At 72.2% G+C, this 15,265-nt stretch carries 16 protein-coding genes; 6 read left to right on the top strand and 10 right to left on the bottom strand.

Translation table 11 applies throughout. The annotated features are described in order from the left end of the window. Window positions 1-96: 96 nt before the first annotated feature. Window positions 97-1,020 carry a hypothetical protein gene (locus tag ACIF6L_RS09275; protein ID WP_359806836.1) on the bottom strand — a complete coding sequence of 308 codons (924 nt, stop codon included), beginning with the start codon at window positions 1,018-1,020 and terminating at the stop codon, window positions 97-99. Between the two features lie 514 nt (window positions 1,021-1,534). Here ACIF6L_RS09275 and ACIF6L_RS09270 point away from each other — a divergent pair. Beyond that, the gene (locus ACIF6L_RS09270; protein ID WP_329490764.1) at window positions 1,535-1,780 is read left to right on the top strand and encodes a DUF397 domain-containing protein; all 246 of its coding nucleotides are present in this window, start codon (window positions 1,535-1,537) and stop codon (window positions 1,778-1,780) included. 329 nt (window positions 1,781-2,109) lie between these two features. On the opposite strand, the gene ACIF6L_RS09265 is transcribed toward ACIF6L_RS09270, so the two are convergent. Further along, window positions 2,110-2,631, bottom strand: coding sequence for an ATP-binding protein (locus ACIF6L_RS09265; RefSeq protein ID WP_329490765.1), 522 nt, complete (start codon window positions 2,629-2,631; stop codon window positions 2,110-2,112). A 417-nt stretch (window positions 2,632-3,048) separates the two neighbouring features. Between ACIF6L_RS09265 and ACIF6L_RS09260 the strand changes: the two genes are divergently transcribed. Continuing rightward, window positions 3,049-3,915 carry a helix-turn-helix domain-containing protein gene (locus tag ACIF6L_RS09260; protein WP_396488219.1) on the top strand — a complete coding sequence of 289 codons (867 nt, stop codon included), beginning with the start codon at window positions 3,049-3,051 and terminating at the stop codon, window positions 3,913-3,915. Between the two features lie 45 nt (window positions 3,916-3,960). Here ACIF6L_RS09260 and ACIF6L_RS09255 read toward each other — a convergent pair whose 3' ends face one another. Together ACIF6L_RS09255 and ACIF6L_RS09250 are read right to left on the bottom strand one after the other, a co-directional pair. Continuing rightward, complete coding sequence (locus ACIF6L_RS09255) at window positions 3,961-4,539, bottom strand: TetR/AcrR family transcriptional regulator (protein WP_396488217.1); 579 nt, start codon at window positions 4,537-4,539, stop codon at window positions 3,961-3,963. Window positions 4,540-4,787: 248 nt separating this feature from the next. Further along, window positions 4,788-6,302 carry an MFS transporter gene (locus ACIF6L_RS09250; RefSeq protein ID WP_329490768.1) on the bottom strand — a complete coding sequence of 505 codons (1,515 nt, stop codon included), beginning with the start codon at window positions 6,300-6,302 and terminating at the stop codon, window positions 4,788-4,790. Between the two features lie 87 nt (window positions 6,303-6,389). Between ACIF6L_RS09250 and ACIF6L_RS09245 the strand changes: the two genes are divergently transcribed. Continuing rightward, a complete protein-coding gene (locus ACIF6L_RS09245; protein ID WP_396488216.1) occupies window positions 6,390-6,848 on the top strand; it encodes a MarR family winged helix-turn-helix transcriptional regulator in 459 nt (152 codons plus the stop codon). Between the two features lie 49 nt (window positions 6,849-6,897). On the opposite strand, the gene ACIF6L_RS09240 is transcribed toward ACIF6L_RS09245, so the two are convergent. The 6 genes from ACIF6L_RS09240 to ACIF6L_RS09215 all read right to left on the bottom strand — a co-directional run bounded on the left by ACIF6L_RS09240 (window position 6,898) and on the right by ACIF6L_RS09215 (window position 11,601). Then, window positions 6,898-7,845 carry a M56 family metallopeptidase gene (locus tag ACIF6L_RS09240; RefSeq protein WP_396488214.1) on the bottom strand — a complete coding sequence of 316 codons (948 nt, stop codon included), beginning with the start codon at window positions 7,843-7,845 and terminating at the stop codon, window positions 6,898-6,900. A 132-nt stretch (window positions 7,846-7,977) separates the two neighbouring features. Continuing rightward, window positions 7,978-8,541 carry a DUF5134 domain-containing protein gene (locus tag ACIF6L_RS09235; protein WP_396488212.1) on the bottom strand — a complete coding sequence of 188 codons (564 nt, stop codon included), beginning with the start codon at window positions 8,539-8,541 and terminating at the stop codon, window positions 7,978-7,980. A 201-nt stretch (window positions 8,542-8,742) separates the two neighbouring features. Continuing rightward, a complete protein-coding gene (locus ACIF6L_RS09230) occupies window positions 8,743-9,501 on the bottom strand; it encodes an amino acid ABC transporter ATP-binding protein (RefSeq protein WP_329490772.1) in 759 nt (252 codons plus the stop codon). After that, window positions 9,498-10,448, bottom strand: a complete 951-nt coding sequence (locus ACIF6L_RS09225; RefSeq protein ID WP_396488210.1) for an amino acid ABC transporter permease — start codon at window positions 10,446-10,448, stop codon at window positions 9,498-9,500. The genes ACIF6L_RS09230 and ACIF6L_RS09225 overlap by 4 nt, the downstream gene beginning before the upstream one ends. A gap of 11 nt (window positions 10,449-10,459) precedes the next feature. Further along, complete coding sequence (locus ACIF6L_RS09220) at window positions 10,460-11,341, bottom strand: ABC transporter substrate-binding protein (RefSeq protein ID WP_359806819.1); 882 nt, start codon at window positions 11,339-11,341, stop codon at window positions 10,460-10,462. Between the two features lie 164 nt (window positions 11,342-11,505). Continuing rightward, the gene (locus tag ACIF6L_RS09215; protein WP_352296849.1) at window positions 11,506-11,601 is read right to left on the bottom strand and encodes a putative leader peptide; all 96 of its coding nucleotides are present in this window, start codon (window positions 11,599-11,601) and stop codon (window positions 11,506-11,508) included. Between the two features lie 183 nt (window positions 11,602-11,784). Here ACIF6L_RS09215 and ACIF6L_RS09210 point away from each other — a divergent pair, with 183 nt between their 5' ends. Genes ACIF6L_RS09210 through ACIF6L_RS09200 form a run of 3 tightly spaced genes read left to right on the top strand, consistent with a single transcriptional unit; the run spans window position 11,785 to window position 15,001 of the window. Beyond that, a complete protein-coding gene (locus ACIF6L_RS09210) occupies window positions 11,785-13,185 on the top strand; it encodes a DUF6421 family protein (RefSeq protein ID WP_329490777.1) in 1,401 nt (466 codons plus the stop codon). Further along, window positions 13,182-13,928 carry an SDR family NAD(P)-dependent oxidoreductase gene (locus tag ACIF6L_RS09205; protein ID WP_396488207.1) on the top strand — a complete coding sequence of 249 codons (747 nt, stop codon included), beginning with the start codon at window positions 13,182-13,184 and terminating at the stop codon, window positions 13,926-13,928. The genes ACIF6L_RS09210 and ACIF6L_RS09205 overlap by 4 nt, the downstream gene beginning before the upstream one ends. Continuing rightward, window positions 13,925-15,001, top strand: a complete 1,077-nt coding sequence (locus ACIF6L_RS09200; protein WP_329490780.1) for a low specificity L-threonine aldolase — start codon at window positions 13,925-13,927, stop codon at window positions 14,999-15,001. Before ACIF6L_RS09205 ends, ACIF6L_RS09200 begins: the two co-directional genes overlap by 4 nt. Window positions 15,002-15,265: the final 264 nt, after the last annotated feature.

The raw sequence follows: 15,265 nt of genomic DNA, 5'->3' as shown, positions 1-15,265 counted from the left end.
TACGGAGAGGGCCGGTGCGGCGGGGACACGTACGGCGGGGGGTACGGCGAGGGCCCGGAGCGGGTGCGCTCCGGGCCCTTCGGCGTTCGTGGTCCGCTACTCGGCGGCGGGCTCCCCGGCCTCCTGGGCAGCGGCCTCCTCGGCGGCGGCCTGCGCGGCGAACGCCTCGGGGGCGACGGCCGGCAGCACGGCGAGGTAGGTGGCGGCGATCAGCTGGCCCACCGTGGGGTAGGCGCCGAGCGGCGCGGCGCTCGGGCAGCCGGTCTCCTCGGCGGCCGTGGCGAGCAGCTCGGAGTCGGCCTCCGGGCCGATCACCAGCGGGGCCAGCGCGGGGCGCTGGGAGCCGGTCTCCTTGAGGTGCGCGACGGCGGCGGCCACCGAGCCGGGCACGTCGAGCGCGGCGGGCACGACCGGCACCGCGAGGCGGGCGGCCAGCAGCACACCGGTGATCCCGGCCGCCGCGGCGGCCTCCTCGCCACCGACGGTGGTGAGGACGACGCCGTCCGCGGCCGTCGCGATGGCGAACAGCCGGGCGCGGTCGGCGCGGGCCAGCCCCGCCTCGGAGAGCCGGACGTGGACGGCCTCGGCGAGCAGCGGGTGCGGGCCGAGGACATCGGTGACGTGGGCGCCGTACTCGGCGGCCAGCGCGTGCAGTTCGGTCAGGAAACCGTGCGGGCCGGGGACCAGCGGCACCACGACCGGGGCGGGCAGGCCCGACTCGGCGGCGTGCGCCAGCAGTTCGGCGACGGAGTACTCGTCACGGCCGGGCTCGCTCCCGCCCGCGCCGCTGTCGAGGTAACCGGCCGCGGTCTGCACGCCGTTCTGCTCGCTGCGTACGATCGACAGCAGTTCCTCGACCACGGAACGGGACTCCGGCCCGGCGGTCGCGGGCACCGCGAGCACCAGGGCCGGGGATCCGGCCGGGATCTCGGGGCGCTCGGGGCGTCGGTGGCGCCCCCGCGCACGGGAGCCTGGGGTGCGGACGGGCAGTGGCGCGCCCGGGATGGCTGCGGTGCTCATGGCGGAGATCGTAGGACATCCCCCGGCCAACGCTGCAGTCGGCTGCCGTACCGGGAGGGGCGGGGTGCCCGAAATTAGGACATACCGTGATCAATCCCTATGTGGCTACCACTTCTGCCTGAGACGTGACAGGAGGTGCCGCGCGTTGCGGCGGTGGCGCGTGAGATGTCTCACAGCATACGGACGGTCTGACGGAGGGTCACGGCGGCGCGACTCCGGGCGCCCGAAGATCAACATTCAGCGGGTGGCTGCCTACGGGCGGTTATCGGAGTCTTCCCGATTGCCCCGGATATGTCCGCTTACGTTCCCTCAGGTGTCGAGGCGGTGAAGAGTTCCGATTTGTCGACGAAAGGCCCGTGCACCTGCAACGTCCCGTGCTGATGCACGTGCACTGGAGCTATCATCACGTCAAGTGAGGCGTTGTGCCGGGCCGGTACGGGGCCGGCCCAGTCGTTCGGCTGCGAGCCGGGGCGCCGAGCTGGACGACTACTCCGGAGCTCTTCGGGAGATTTCTATGCACGACAGGTACGACACGTACAACGGGATGGCGGCTGCGGACCTCAAGGACGTGGTCTGGCAGAAGAGCCTCCACAGCAACTCCCAGGGCAACTGCGTCGAGTTCGCCGCGCTCCCGGGGGGCGACGTGGCGATGCGCAACTCGCGCTTTCCCGATGGTCCGGCACTGATCTACACCCGGGCCGAGATCGCGGCGCTGCTGCTGGGCGCCAAGGACGGGGAGTTCGACCACCTGGCGGTCTGACCGTTTCGTCTTCTTCGCCATCGGGGGGCCGTCGTGGGTGCTGACACCACGACGGCCTTTGTCTTCTCCGCCCGGCCGCCCCGTGGTGGGCGTCGTGAGCGGGTGCCGCCGGTGCGGCCGTCGCTCCGGGAGGCTGTCGCCGGGCGATCGCGCGACCGGCTGCCGTCGGCCGGTCGCCGTCGGGCCGGGGCTCGCGGGCGGGCCGCTGCGGACCGGGCACCACACGTCTGCGGCCAGGAGCGTGCGCGGCCGCGGATCGGGAGCGGTGCCGTCCTCCCGGTGCCGCACCCCGGGAGTGGTGCCGTCCTCCCGCCGGCCGCGGCGCACGGCTAGGCCGAGCGGCGGTGCCGCCCGCCGAGCTCCGCCAGCGCGCCGGCCTCGGGCTCGAACAGAGCCCAGACCACCTTGCCGCCGCCCAGCGGGTGCCAGCCCCAGGACCGGCTGAACGAGTCCACCAGGTGCAGCCCGCGACCCGATTCGGCGACGAAGTCCGCCTCCCGGGCCACCGGCCCGGTGCTGCTGGGGTCGCTGACCGCGCAGACCACCTGCGGTGCGCGGTGCACCAGGCTTATTCGGATCGGTAGCCGCCCCTCGGGAGCGGGCTGGGTGGGAAAGTCGTAGTCGTCGAGCGCGCCGCCCGTCGCCCCGGGGCACGCGCCGATGGCGTGCCGCAGGGCATTGGTCACCAGTTCCGAGGCCACCAGCGCGACGTCGTCGAACAGTTCGCCCAGTCCCCAGCGCTGAAGAGCGGTCCTGGCGAAGTCGCGCGCGGTTCTGACGGCTTCGTAGCGAGGGGCGAGCGTACAGGTGACCACATGGGGATCGACTGCCAAGGCCGTACCGGTGCTCATGAAGAGCTCCTCCCATAAGGGGGCGGACACGGCTGGACCCGCCGGGGTCATGCCGGTCACCTCCGACTCGCTAGGCCGCGCGGCCGACCCCTCGACCAGTCGCGCGCGCACACGAAGGCCCGGTGGCGCGAGGGCGCTGCCGGGCTGGTGCGCGGAGTCGCGCGTGGGGTCGACGCGGAGCCCGCGGGATTGCCAGGGATGTGCAGGTGCACGTGCACCATCGTCCTCTGCGCTCACTGCAGATGCAAGAGTCGATTCACGTGCAGTCGTTCAAATGGCATATGCAAGCGCCGAATGCACGTGCATCCTGGTGTGAGGAGTGCAGAACTGATAGGAACATCCGTCAGTATCGGCACCGTGAGCGCTCAACTGATGGCAGACTGTGCGCTGTTTGCCCTAGGTGGAGGTTTCGACCGCATGACCACAGTTCAGCCGGGCGGCGGCTCGATGGTCCGCCGGATCCTCCTCGGCTCCCAGCTGCGCCGCCTCCGCGAGGCGCGCGGCATGACCCGCGAGGACGCGGGCTATGCGATCCGCGCCTCCGAGTCGAAGATCAGCCGCATGGAGCTCGGCCGCGTCAGCTTCAAGGAGCGCGACGTCGCCGATCTGCTCAGCCTCTACGGCGTGGACGACGGCGGTGAGCGCGAGGCCCTCCTCGGCCTGGTCCGGGAGGCCAACAAGTCCGGCTGGTGGCACAGCTTCAACGACGTGCTGCCGGGCTGGTTCCAGACCTATGTCGGCCTGGAGGAGGCCGCCGCACTGATCCGCACCTACGAGGTCCAGTTCATCCCCGGCCTGCTGCAGTCCGAGGAGTACGCACGGGCGGTTTTCGGTCAGAGTCGCCCGGTGATCAGCGAGGACGAGGTCGAGCGGCGGGTGAGCCTGCGGCTGCGCCGCCAGAAGCTGCTCGCCGAGGGCAGCAGCCCCCGGCTCTGGGCGGTCATCGACGAGGCGGCCCTGCGCCGGCCGGTCGGCGGCCCCAAGGTGATGCGCGGTCAGGTGCAGTACCTGATCGACGTCGCCGAGCAGGCCAACGTGGTGATCCAGGTGATGCCGTTCCGCTTCGGCGCCCACGCCGGGGAGTCCGGGGCGTTCACGATCCTGCGCTTCCCCGAGCAGGACCTCGCCGACGTGGTCTACCTGGAGCAGCTCACCAGCGCGCTCTACCTCGACAAGCGCGACGACGTCGACGCGTACATCCAGGTCATGGAGCGGCTCTGCGTCGACAGCCTGACGCCGGAGCGCACCATCGACCTGCTGGCGTCGATCCTCAAGGAGCGCTGACCCGGCCCGGGCGACCGGGCACCGAACGGCCGCCGGCCGCCGCGTTCACCCGCGGGCCGGCGGCCGTTCGCGTTCCGGCGGCTGCGGCTGCGGGGGGAGGCCCAGCGGCCAGTCCAGGCCGTAGCGGCCGAACAGGTCGGCGCGGATCAGCGCCAGCGGCAGTTCGGCACCCGGCAGCAGCACCCCGATGCAGCCGCCCATCAGCGCGCTGCGCAGCACCGCGTGCTCGGCGAGCGGGTCGGGCGCGCCCCAGTCGCGCAGCAGCCCCTGGAGGATCGCGCCGAGCTGCCGCTGCTCCGGGTCCTGGACGAAGGCGCCGGTGTCCGGGTCCAGGATGAGCGCGAGGTGCGAGCGCATCACCCGGGGGTGGTCCATCGCCAGCCCCAGCACGGTGTCGATCGCGCGGGCCAGCCGGGCCTCCGGCGAGGAGCCGGGCTCCATCGCGTCCAGGGCGGCCGACAGCGCCAGGTGCATCATCCGGTGGGTCGCCGACTGCATCAGCAGCCGTTTGCCGTCGAAGTAGTACGAGAGCAGGCCGCGGGCGAGGCCGGCCCGCTCGGCGATGTCGGTCAGCGTGGTGCCCGCGTAGCCGTGCTCGTCGACGAGTTCGACGGTGGCGCGCATGATGCGCCGGCGGGAGCGTTGACGCATTTCCTCGTTGACCGAATCCCCGCGAGGTGCCATCGTGTCTGCTCCGTACGTTCGTTGGCTCCTGGCCAATATACTGGCGGCGCGAGCCGCCGATCCGTGGAACCCCGCACTTGGGCGGGACTGCGGGGATCGGCTCGTACGGACGCGCCGGCTCCACCGACACGGGGGTTTGGTGGAGCCGGCGCGTACCTGAGGTCGAGGACGGGGCCGGGCTGGTGGGGTCAGCTCTTGGTCAGGACCTCGTCCCGCCGGTCGGCCAGGTCGACGGACGGATAATCATAGTCCGGGACGGACACGGGAGTTGACCGCTTGCGCCGGTCGAGCACGGCACCCGCGGTGGCGATCAGGAAGCCCAGCGCGGCGATCCCGGTGATGAGGACCAGGGCGGGCCGGTAGCCGTCCAGCTGGGCCTGGGCACCGTCCCCTCCGCCGCTGCCCGCGGTGATCATCGCGGTGGCCCCGGCGAGCACCACGGCCGTACCGACCTGGATCGCGGTGTTGACCAGCCCGGAGGCCAGGCCCTGCTCCTCGTCGCCCACGCCGTCGGTGGCGGCGATGTTCACCGAGGGGAAGGCCAGGGCGAAGCCGACGCCCAGCAGGATCATCGACGGCAGCACCAGGGTGAGGTACGAGCTGTGCTCGTCCAGCCGCAGGAACAGCGCGAAGGCGGCGGTCAGGGCGAGCAGGCCGATCGGCAGCAGCCGGCCGGTGCCGAAGCGGTCCACGATCGGGCCCATGAACGGGGCCGACAGCGCGATGAAGGCACCGGCCGGGAGCAGTCCGAGCGCCATCTGCAGGGCCGACCAGCCGAGCAGGTGCTGGAGGTAGAGGGTGACCACGAACTGGAAGCCGCCGTAGGCGCCGGTCATGGTGAAGGCGATCACGTTGGCCCGGGCGACCGAGCCGTTGCGGAAGATGCCGAGCCTGACCAGCGGGTGGGCGGTGCGGCTCTCGGTGACCAGGAAGGCGGCGGCCAGGGCGGCGACCACGACGAGCGAGCCGAGGGTGCGCAGGCTCAGCCAGCCGGCGCCCTGCGCCTCGGTGACGGTGAAGACCAGGAGCAGCACGGTGAGCGTGCCGGTGATCGCGCCGAGCACGTCGTACCCGCCCTTGGCCCGCTCCTCGACCGGGCGGGGGAGCAGCCGGATCGCGAAGAGCAGGGCCAGCAGGGCGACCGGGACGGGCATCAGGAAGGTCCAGCGCCAGCCGACCGAGGTGAGCAGGCCGCTGAGCACCAGGCCGAGCGAGAAGCCGCTGGCGCCGCAGGTGGTGTAGATGGAGAGTGCCCGGTTGCGGGCCGGGCCCTCCGCGAACGTGGTGGTGATGATCGACAGGCCGGCGGGCGCGGTGAAGGCCGCGCTGACGCCCTTGAGGAAGCGCGCGGCGATCAGCAGGCCGCCGTCGTCGACCAGGCCGCCGAGCAGTGAGGCGCCCGCGAAGACGCCGAGGGCGACCAGGAACACCCGGCGCCGGCCGAGCAGGTCGGCGGCGCGCCCGCCGAGCAGCAGCAGCCCGCCGTAGCCGAGGACGTAGCCGGAGACCACCCATTGCAGTGCGGAGGTGGAGAGGTGGAGTTCGGAGCCGATGGACGGGAGGGCGACGCCGACCATGGAGACGTCGAGGGCGTCCAGGAACATCGCGGCACAGAGCACGATCAGGGTGCCCCAGAGGCGGGGGGTCCAGCGCAGCCCGGAGGCTGACGGGTCGTCGGTTGCGGGGACGGTCGCGGTGGTCATGGGGAGGACACTACATGCACGTGCATTCATTGCAAGTGAATTTAATGCGGGCACATAAGTTTCATGTGCACGTGGTACTGTGGCCGGGTGGCTGAACTCGACTCTCCGGCGGAGGCAGGTCTGGTCGCCGAATGGCGAGACCTGCTGGCCCGCCATGCCGCGACGTCCTGTGCGCTCGATCGCGAGCTGGGTGAGAAGTACGACCTGGGCGTGAGCGAGTTCGAGGTGCTGGAGCGCCTGGTCGAGGAGCGCGACAGCGCGGTCGGCCACCAGCTGCGGGTCCAGGAGCTGGCCGACACCGTCCATCTGAGCCAGAGCGCGCTCTCGCGGCTGATCGGCCGGCTGGAGAAGGCCGGGCTGGTGACGCGTGCGATGTGCCCCAACGACCGGCGCGGCATCCAGGTGGCGCTCACCGAGGCCGGCTGCCGGCGCTACGCCGAGGCCCGGCCGCTGCACCGCGAGGTGCTCGCGCGCACGCTCGGCTTCCCGGTCTCCCCCGACCCGGTCTCTCCCGGCACTCCCGGCGGGGAGCCGGCGTCGGCCTGACGCTCCGTCACCGGTCCGCCGAGGGCGGGCCCGTAGGCCCGCGCCGGAATCAGAACAGGGTCGAGAGCCCCGGTGCGGCGGCCAGCAGGACGGCGGCGGCCGGCGCGGCGAGCGCGGCCAGGGTGAGCCGCAGCCGGTGGGTGACGGGCAGCCGGGGTCGCCCGGCGAGCAGCCGGTCCACCCGCTTCGGGGACTGCGCCAGCCCCGGTGGGCAGGAGCCGAACACCCCGCGGTCCAGGTTGAGTTCGGCCAGCGCCACGGCGGTGGTGTGCCGCCCGTGCCGTCGGGCCGCCCGGTCGTCCGCGGCCAGTTCCACGAGTTCGCCCACCTGGTCCCGGAAGGCGCTGAACACGCCGACCCCGGGGAAGCCCGAGGCGAGGGCCTGCGAGCACTGCGACAGCCAGTGGTGCCGGGCCCGGACGTGTCCGCGCTCATGGCTCAGCACGGCGGCCAACTCCCGGTCCGTCAGCTGCTGGAGGGCTCCGGTGGTGACCACCAGCCGGGAGTTGTGGCCGGGCAGCGACCAGGCCTCCGGGCGGACGTTCTCGAGCACCACCAGCCGCTCCCGGCGGTGCTTCAGGGTGTCGATGGACCCCGGCAACTCCGGAGACCGGCTTGCCAGTTGGGCGTGCCGCCGATTGCGCAGGGCCTTCGCCGAGCGGACTTCGCGGGTCAGTGCCAGCACGGTCTGCACGCCGCCCGCCGCCAGGACCGCGGCACAGAGCCGCCCCCAGCCCTCGGCGTCCTGGAGCGCGTACGCGGCCTCCACGCCGTGCGGCGCGCCGGTGAAGAGCAGTACCCGCAGCTCCGGCAGGGCGGCCGAGGCGGCCAGGACCAGGCTCAGGGCGCAGCACAGCAGGACGGCGACCACCAGGCACTGCCAGACCAGCAGGGCCAGCACGGGTTCGCGCTCGGCCCAGCGGGCCCGGGCCAGCAGCCGGGGCGCCACGGTCGAGAGCAGCAGTCCGAGCAGCAGCAGGCCGAGCAGGGCCGTCATGGCATGGGCTCCCCGAGTACGCACGGAACGCGACAGCGCGCTCCGTGCCAACCTAAGCGCTGTCGGCGTCCGGAGGAACGGCTTTCGGCCACCCAGTGACCAACGCCACGCCCCGGGCCGCACGGGCCGCTCTCACATCGTCAGGAGCATGGCGAACATGCCCAGGCCCATCGCCAGTCGGCAGGCCCGGGGCAGCCCGGCGGTGCGCAGGCTCCCGGACACCTGGCCGCCCGGTGCGGCCAGCAGGTGGCTGCCGGCCCAGAGCGAGTAGCCGCCGAAGTAGAGCAGCAGCGCGCCGGTCAGCAGCGGGGCCCCGGCGCTCGCGCCGTGGTGATGGCCGTGGGCCGGCGCGGCCGCCATCGCGAGCGCCATGTACGTCATCGCCAGTCCGCCGACCGCGTGGTGCAGCCGGTGGCCGCGCCCGGTCCGGTCGCGGGCGGCGGCCAGCAGGAAGAGCACCGCGGGGAGGCCGAACAGCCAGACCCAGAGCACGGCGGGGACGGCGGCCCCGGCGAGGGCCATGGCCGCCATCCCGAGCCCCATCAGGGCCTCGGCGGCGTCCGACTCGTGGGCATGGCCGCGGCCCGCCCCGGCGTCCGCCGCGCACGGGGTGCGGCCCAGGCGGCTGAGGCAGTAGGCGCCGGACGTGGCGGTGAGGGCGGCCAGCAGCCAGCTGACCAGCACTGGACCGTGCAACGGCGGCCTCCCGGAGAACGCGGACAGACGTGCTGTCCACGATCACCGGTCGAAGCCGCGCGCAGCAGGGCGCGAACGGGGGCGCATGGGAGTGACGGGCGTAGTGATTCCTCGGGAGGCACCCCCGAGGCCCGGGTGCACTGGTCCGTTCGAGTGACACCGGTTCGGTCGGTCGGCGACCTGCCGACCGAGCGCCGGGGCCTACGGCGCCAGTCGTCCGGAGGCGACCACCCGGCTCAGGAACCGCCTGGTCCGGTCGTGCTGCGGATCGCCGAACACCTGCTCCGGCGGGCCCTGTTCGAGCACCACCCCGGACTCCAGGAAGCAGACCTGGTCCGCCACCTCACGGGCGAAGCCCATCTCGTGGGTGGAGACGACCATCGTCATGCCCCGCTCCTTGAGGTCCCGCACCACCGCGAGCACCTCGCCGACCAGCACCGGGTCGAGCGCGGCGGTGATCTCGTCGAGCAGCAGCAGCCGGGGCCCGGTGGCCAGCGCGCGGACGATGGCGACCCGCTGCTGCTGCCCGCCGGAGAGCCGGTCCGGGTACTCCCGGGCCTTGGCCGCGAGACCCAGCCGGTCCAGCAGCTCCAGCGCCTCGGCCTCGGCCTCGGCCCGGCCACGCCGGTGCACCCGGCGCGGCGCCAGCGTGACGTTCTCCAGCACCGTCATGTGCGGGAACAGGTTGTACGCCTGGAACACCACACCGATCCGGCGCCGGACGGCGTCCTCGTCGGTGCGCGGATCGGTGATCTCCGCGCCGTCCAGGAAGATCGCGCCGTCGTCGATCCGCTCCAGCAGGTTGGCGCACCGCATCAGGGTGGACTTGCCGGAGCCGGACGCGCCGATCAGCGCCGTCACGGTGTGCTCGGGCACGGTGAGGTCCACGTCGCGCAGGACCAGCTGGGAGCCGAAGCTCTTGCGCACCGACTCCAGCCGCAGGACCGGGTTGGTCGTCACACGGCACCTCCCTGGTGCTGACGGCGGTTCATCCGGCGGGACAGCCAGTCGGTGAACCGGGTGAGCGGCACGGTCAGCACGATGAAGACCAGCCCGGCCACCACGTACGGGGTGTAGTTGAACGACCGGCTGGCGATGATCTTCGCCGCGTACACCGCGTCGATCGCCCCGCCGATCGACACCAGGCCGGTGTCCTTCTGCAGGCTGACCAGGTTGTTCAGCAGCGGCGGCACCACCCGGCGGACCGCCTGCGGCAGCACCACGTGGCGCATCGCCTGCGCGTTGCTCAGCCCGAGCGAACGGGCGGCCGCCCGCTGGTCGGGGTGCACCGAGTCGATGCCGGCCCGGAAGACCTCGGAGACGTACGCGGAGTACGTCAGCACCAGCGCGGCGCCGCCGAGCAGCATCGGATCCGTGGTCACCCCGGTCAGCCGCAGCGCCGGCACGCCGGTGATCATGACCAGCAGACAGATGATCATCGGCAGGCCGAGGAAGAAGTCCACGTACGCCGTAGCCAGCAGCCGCACCGGCAGGAAGACCGGTCCGCGCAGCGTCCGCAGCACCGCCAGCAGCAGGCCGAGGAGCAGGATCAGCACCCCGCAGCCGAGCATTAGCTCCAGGTTGATCCGCAGGCCCCTGAGCACCTCCGGCAGCGCCCGGCGGGCGTAGTCGGCGTCGAAGAAGGCCTTCCGGGTGGCCGCCCAGCCGGGGGAGTTGACCACCAGCAGGGAGAGCGCCGCGGCGGTCACCAGGGTCGACGCCCCGGCGATCAGCGCGGCCCGGCGGCTGCGGCCGCGCCGGTACGCCTCGTGCGCCAGCCGCCGCGCGGACGGGCGGTAGCCGTCGTCCGGCGCCGGCCCGGGCGGGTCCGTCCGCCGGCGCCGGAGCAGCCCGGTGCCGCTCCCGCCGCCGGTCTTGCGGGGACCGGCCCCGGCCTCGGTGCTCATCGGGGCCCCGCTCACTTCAGGACGGGTGCGGAGACGGCGTCGGAGAGCCACTGCTTCTCCAGCTTCGCCAGCACGCCCTCGGCCCGCAGGGCGTCCACCGCCCGCGTGACGCACCCGGTGAGCCGGGAGCCCTTGTCCAGCACCAGCCCGAACTGCTCGCCCCGCGCCGCCCCTTCGAACTGCCCGACCACCTGGGCGTCCGTCACCTCGGCACCGGTGATGTAGAACGCCGTCGGCAGGTCCACCACCAGGGCCTCGATCTGGCCGTTCCGCAGTGCGGCCTTCGCCAGGTCGTTGGAGTCGAACACGGCCGGCTGCACGGTCGGCCTGATGGTGTCGGTGACGACCTCCAGACTGGTGGTGCCCACCTGCGCGCCCAGCTTGGCGCCCTTCAGGTCGGCGACGCTCTTCGCCCCGGCCGCCTTGGAGCTCTTCAGCGCGATCACCGCCTGCCGCACGTCGTAGTAGCCGGAGGAGAAGTCGACGGCCTGCTTGCGCTCGTCACTGATCGACACCTGGTTGATGTCGAAGTCGAAGTCCTTGGCGCCCGGGGTGGTGGCCTTGCCGAACGGCGCCGCCACCCATGTCACCTTCTCCTTCGGGTAGCCGAGCTTCTCGGCCACGGCGTACGCCACCGCCGACTCGAAGCCCTTGCCGTTCTCCGGCTTGTCGTCCGTGAACCAGGGGTCGTAGGCGGGCTGGTCGGTGCCGATCGTCAGCGTTCCCGCGGCGCGGGTGCCCAGCGCACCCGGCGCGCAGCCGTCGGCCGTCCCCGGGGCACTCGCGGCGGCGCCCGTGCCGGACGCGTCGGACGCGGAGTCCTGCGGCGCGCACGCGGTCAGCGCGGCGGCGGTGACCAGCAGGGCGGCGAACGGCTTGCGGAGGGAGGTCATGGCGGGGCTCCTGGAAAGAGGGACCGGAAAGAGCGGGGAGCGAGCGGCGCGGGGGCGCGGGCCGGGCCGGCACCCCGGCGGGTCACTTCCCCCCGGTGGCGGCGCCGGAACACAGGCGGCATGGTCGGCGTACGAGGCCGCGTCCGCGGCGCCCCCGAGCCGGATCAGCGGCAGCGGCAGAGACCGCGCGCACAACAGCTGGAAGACACCCGGAGCAGGTCGATGTGGCGTCGCGCCACCAGGATCACCGCCGGGAGCATGGCGGGAGGTTCGCATCCCCACGGCGCGGCTGTCCAGAACATCCAGATGACCGTCCACATGTCGGACAAGCGGTTTCGGAGCCCCGAACCGGGAGAATCGACGGCAGGGCCCCCCTTGAACAGGAGAACCTGTCGTACTTATGGTGGTCCTGTTGAAATACCTCCTGTCGAAGTGAGTCCACGATGCAGAATCTTTCGCCAAGGCTCGCTGTGGCGGCCGACGCCCCGGTCTCGACCCACGCCGGCCACCCGGCCTGGCTCCGCCTGAAGGACGCGGTCGAGGCCCTGCGCCCGCTGCAGTCCAAGGACGGCTCGATCGACCTGTCCGCCGTGCAGCGGCACACGGTCGACCCGCTGGTCGCCACGGTCCGCAGTGCGATCGCGGAACTCGCCCCGCTCTTCCCGCACGACGCCGCCTACCTCGCCGCCGTCGACGCGGACCTGGCCAAGTGGGCCGACACCGGCTACCGGGAGCCCGACTTCCTGGACTCGCTGCTCGCCTTCCAGCCCGCCGACCAGCGCGAGGACGGCCTGGAGCACCTGGTCGTCTTCGCGATGTACACCCAGAACGGCAACCCGAACCGCAACCTGGAAGCCGTCCTGCTGCGCGTGGTCTGGCCGGACTGGCTGGCCGAGCTGGAGCGCACCCGCTTCGACAACCCGATGTTCGTGCCGATCACCTTCACCGACTTCACGGCCGGCTACGACACCAACTCCGCCGTCCTGTTCCCCGAGACCGTGGCCGTGCGCAAGGCGCCGGAGCGCTTCACCTGGGGCGGCATCTTCTGCGACCGCGAGGCCGCCCGCTTCCGCGCCGTCACCACCAGCGCCGTCCGGCAGCTCGGCCTGGAGATCCCGGCCGACGCCGAGGGCCTGCTGGAGGACCAGGAGCGCGCCCAGCAGACCTTCGTGCTGTGGGACCTCGTCCACGACCGCACCCACAGCCACGGCGACCTGCCGTTCGACCCCTTCATGATCAAGCAGCGCAGCCCGTTCTGGATGTACGGCCTGGAGGAGCTCCGCTGCGACCTCACCGCCTTCAAGGAGGCCGTGAAGCTGCAGGCCGAGGGCTACGCCCAGGGCCGCGACGTCCAGTACGCCATCCTCTTCGACCGGATGTTCCGCTTCCCGGTCAGCGGTGACCGCGTGCGCAACTACGACGGCATGGGCGGCCAGCTGCTCTTCGCCTACCTGCACAAGCACGACGCGCTGCGCTGGCGCGACAACCGCCTGAGCATCGACTGGGACCGCGTCGCCGACGTGACCAACGCGCTCTGCGGCGAGATCGAGACCCTGTACCGCGACGGCATCGACCGCCCGAAGACGGCCCACTGGATCGCCGCCTACCAGCTGGTCTCCCGCTACCTCACCCCGCACCCCGCCTCCACCTGGGCGAAGGGCCCCGACGCGCTGCCGCTGGACACCGCCGACGGCAAGGCGCTCAACAAGGCCCTGTGCGACGCCGTCCACCCGGACGAGTTCCCGTTGAGCATGTTCTACGAGGCCCTCGCCAAGAAGCTCGGCGGCGTCATCGCCGCCACCACCGGCATCACCGGCGCCGGCATCCAGGAGGTCGCCGCGTGAGCACCCACCTCGAAGGCAAGGTCGTCGCCGTCGCCGGAGCCAGCGGCCCGGCCGGCCAGGCCGTGCTGCGCCGGCTCGCCGCCGACGGCGCCACCGTGATCGGCGCCGACATCGACCCGCAGCGGCTGGAGAAGGCCCTCGACACCGTGCGCGGGGCAGTCCCCGGCGCCCGGGTCAGCGGCCAGGTCATCGACCTGCTCGACCCGCAGGAGGTCCACGACTGGGCCGACCACCTGGAGGCCGAGCACGGCCACGTCGACGGCCTGCTGCACCTGGTCGGCGGCTGGCGCGGCAGCAAGAAGTTCTTCGACACCCGGATCGACGACTGGGACTTCCTGCACGACACCGTGGTGCGCACGCTCCAGCACACCTCGCTCGCCTTCCAGCCCGCGCTGCTCCGCAGCGAGTCCGGCCGGTACGCGATGATCTCCGCGGCCGCCGCCCACAAGCCGACCGCCGGCGGCGCCGCCTACGCGGCGGCCAAGGCCGCCACCGAGGCGTGGACGCTCGCCATGGCGGACTCCTTCAAGAAGGAGACCACCGCCGAGGACGGCGAGCCCACCGCCGCGGCTGCGATCCTGGTGATCAAGGCGTTGGTCAGCCCCGAGATGCGGGCGGAGAAGCCGGACGCGAAGTTCGCCGGCTTCACCGACACGGCCGACCTCGCCACCGCCCTGGCGGGCCTCTGGGACCGCCCCGCAGCAGAACTGAACGGACAGCACCTGTGGCTGACAGCCCGATGACCGAACCGACCTCCACCGACGCGGTACGGCGGCACGACCCCGCCGTCCGGGGCTTCGCCAGCGACAACTACGCCGGCGTGCATCCGGAGGTCCTCGCCGCGATAGCGCTCGCCAACGGTGGCCACCAGGTCGCCTACGGCGAGGACGACTACACGGCCCACCTGCAGGACGTCTTCCGCCGCCACTTCGGCGAGCACGCCGAGGCGTACCCCGTCTTCAACGGCACCGGCGCCAACGTCGTCGCCCTGCAGGCGCTGCTCCCGCGCTGGGGCGCGGTCGTCGCGGCCGAGAGCGCCCACATCAACGTGGACGAGGGTGGCGCGCCGGAGAAGATGGGCGGCATCAAGCTGCTCACCGTCCCCACCCCGGACGGCAAGCTCACCCCCGAGCTCATCGACCAGCAGGCCTGGGGCTTCGGCGACGAGCACCGCGCGCAGCCGCTCGCGGTCTCGATCACCCAGAGCACCGAGCTCGGCACCCTCTACACGGTGGAGGAGATCCGGGCCATCGTCGACCACGCCCACCAGCTCGGCATGCTGGTGCACGTGGACGGTTCGCGGCTGGCGAACGCCGCCGCCTCGCTCGGCGTGCCGCTGCGCGCCTTCACCACCGACGTCGGCGTGGACGTGCTGTCGTACGGCGGGACGAAGAACGGGCTGCTCTTCGGCGAGGTCGTGGTGGTGCTGAACCCCGAGCGGGTCCGGAACATCAAGTACCTGCGCAAGACCTCGATGCAGCTGGCGTCGAAGATGCGCTTCGTGTCGGTCCAGTTCGAGGCGCTGCTCGCGGGCGACCTCTATCTCCGCAACGCCGGCCACGCCAACGCCATGGCCAGCCGGCTGGAGGCGGCCGTCCGCGGGATCGAGGGCGTGACCGTCGTCCGCCCGGTCGAGGCCAATGCGGTGTTCGCGATTCTCCCGCGCGAGGTCAGCGAGCGACTGCAGAAGCGTTACCGCTTCTACTTCTGGAACGAGCACACCGGCGAGGTCCGCTGGATGTGTTCGTACGACACCACCGAGGCGGACATCGACGCCTTCGCGGCCGCCATCGCCGAGGAGATGGGCCGCGCCTGACGGTGCCGGTGACCGCGGATCGTCCCGTCCTGCGACAGCAGGGCGGGACGATTTGCATGTGGCGGGCCGGTCCCCGTACAGTTCCGGAGTCGCACCGAGAGGGGCGACGGAATGCGAATCCGATGAATGAAACTCCGGAAAACGGAGCGGAAAACATCTGATAAGCTTCAAACACGAAAGAACGAAGCGCCCGGAGAGCCCGCTGGAAGGCGGTCCGAAGGAAGTGTCCGTTCCTTGAGAACTCAACAGCGTGCCAAAAGTCAA

Origin of the sequence: Kitasatospora sp. NPDC086009 (assembly GCF_044540385.1) — a bacterium.
In the GTDB taxonomy this organism is placed as follows: domain Bacteria; phylum Actinomycetota; class Actinomycetes; order Streptomycetales; family Streptomycetaceae; genus Kitasatospora.
This window is presented reverse-complemented; position numbering and strand designations above follow the sequence as displayed.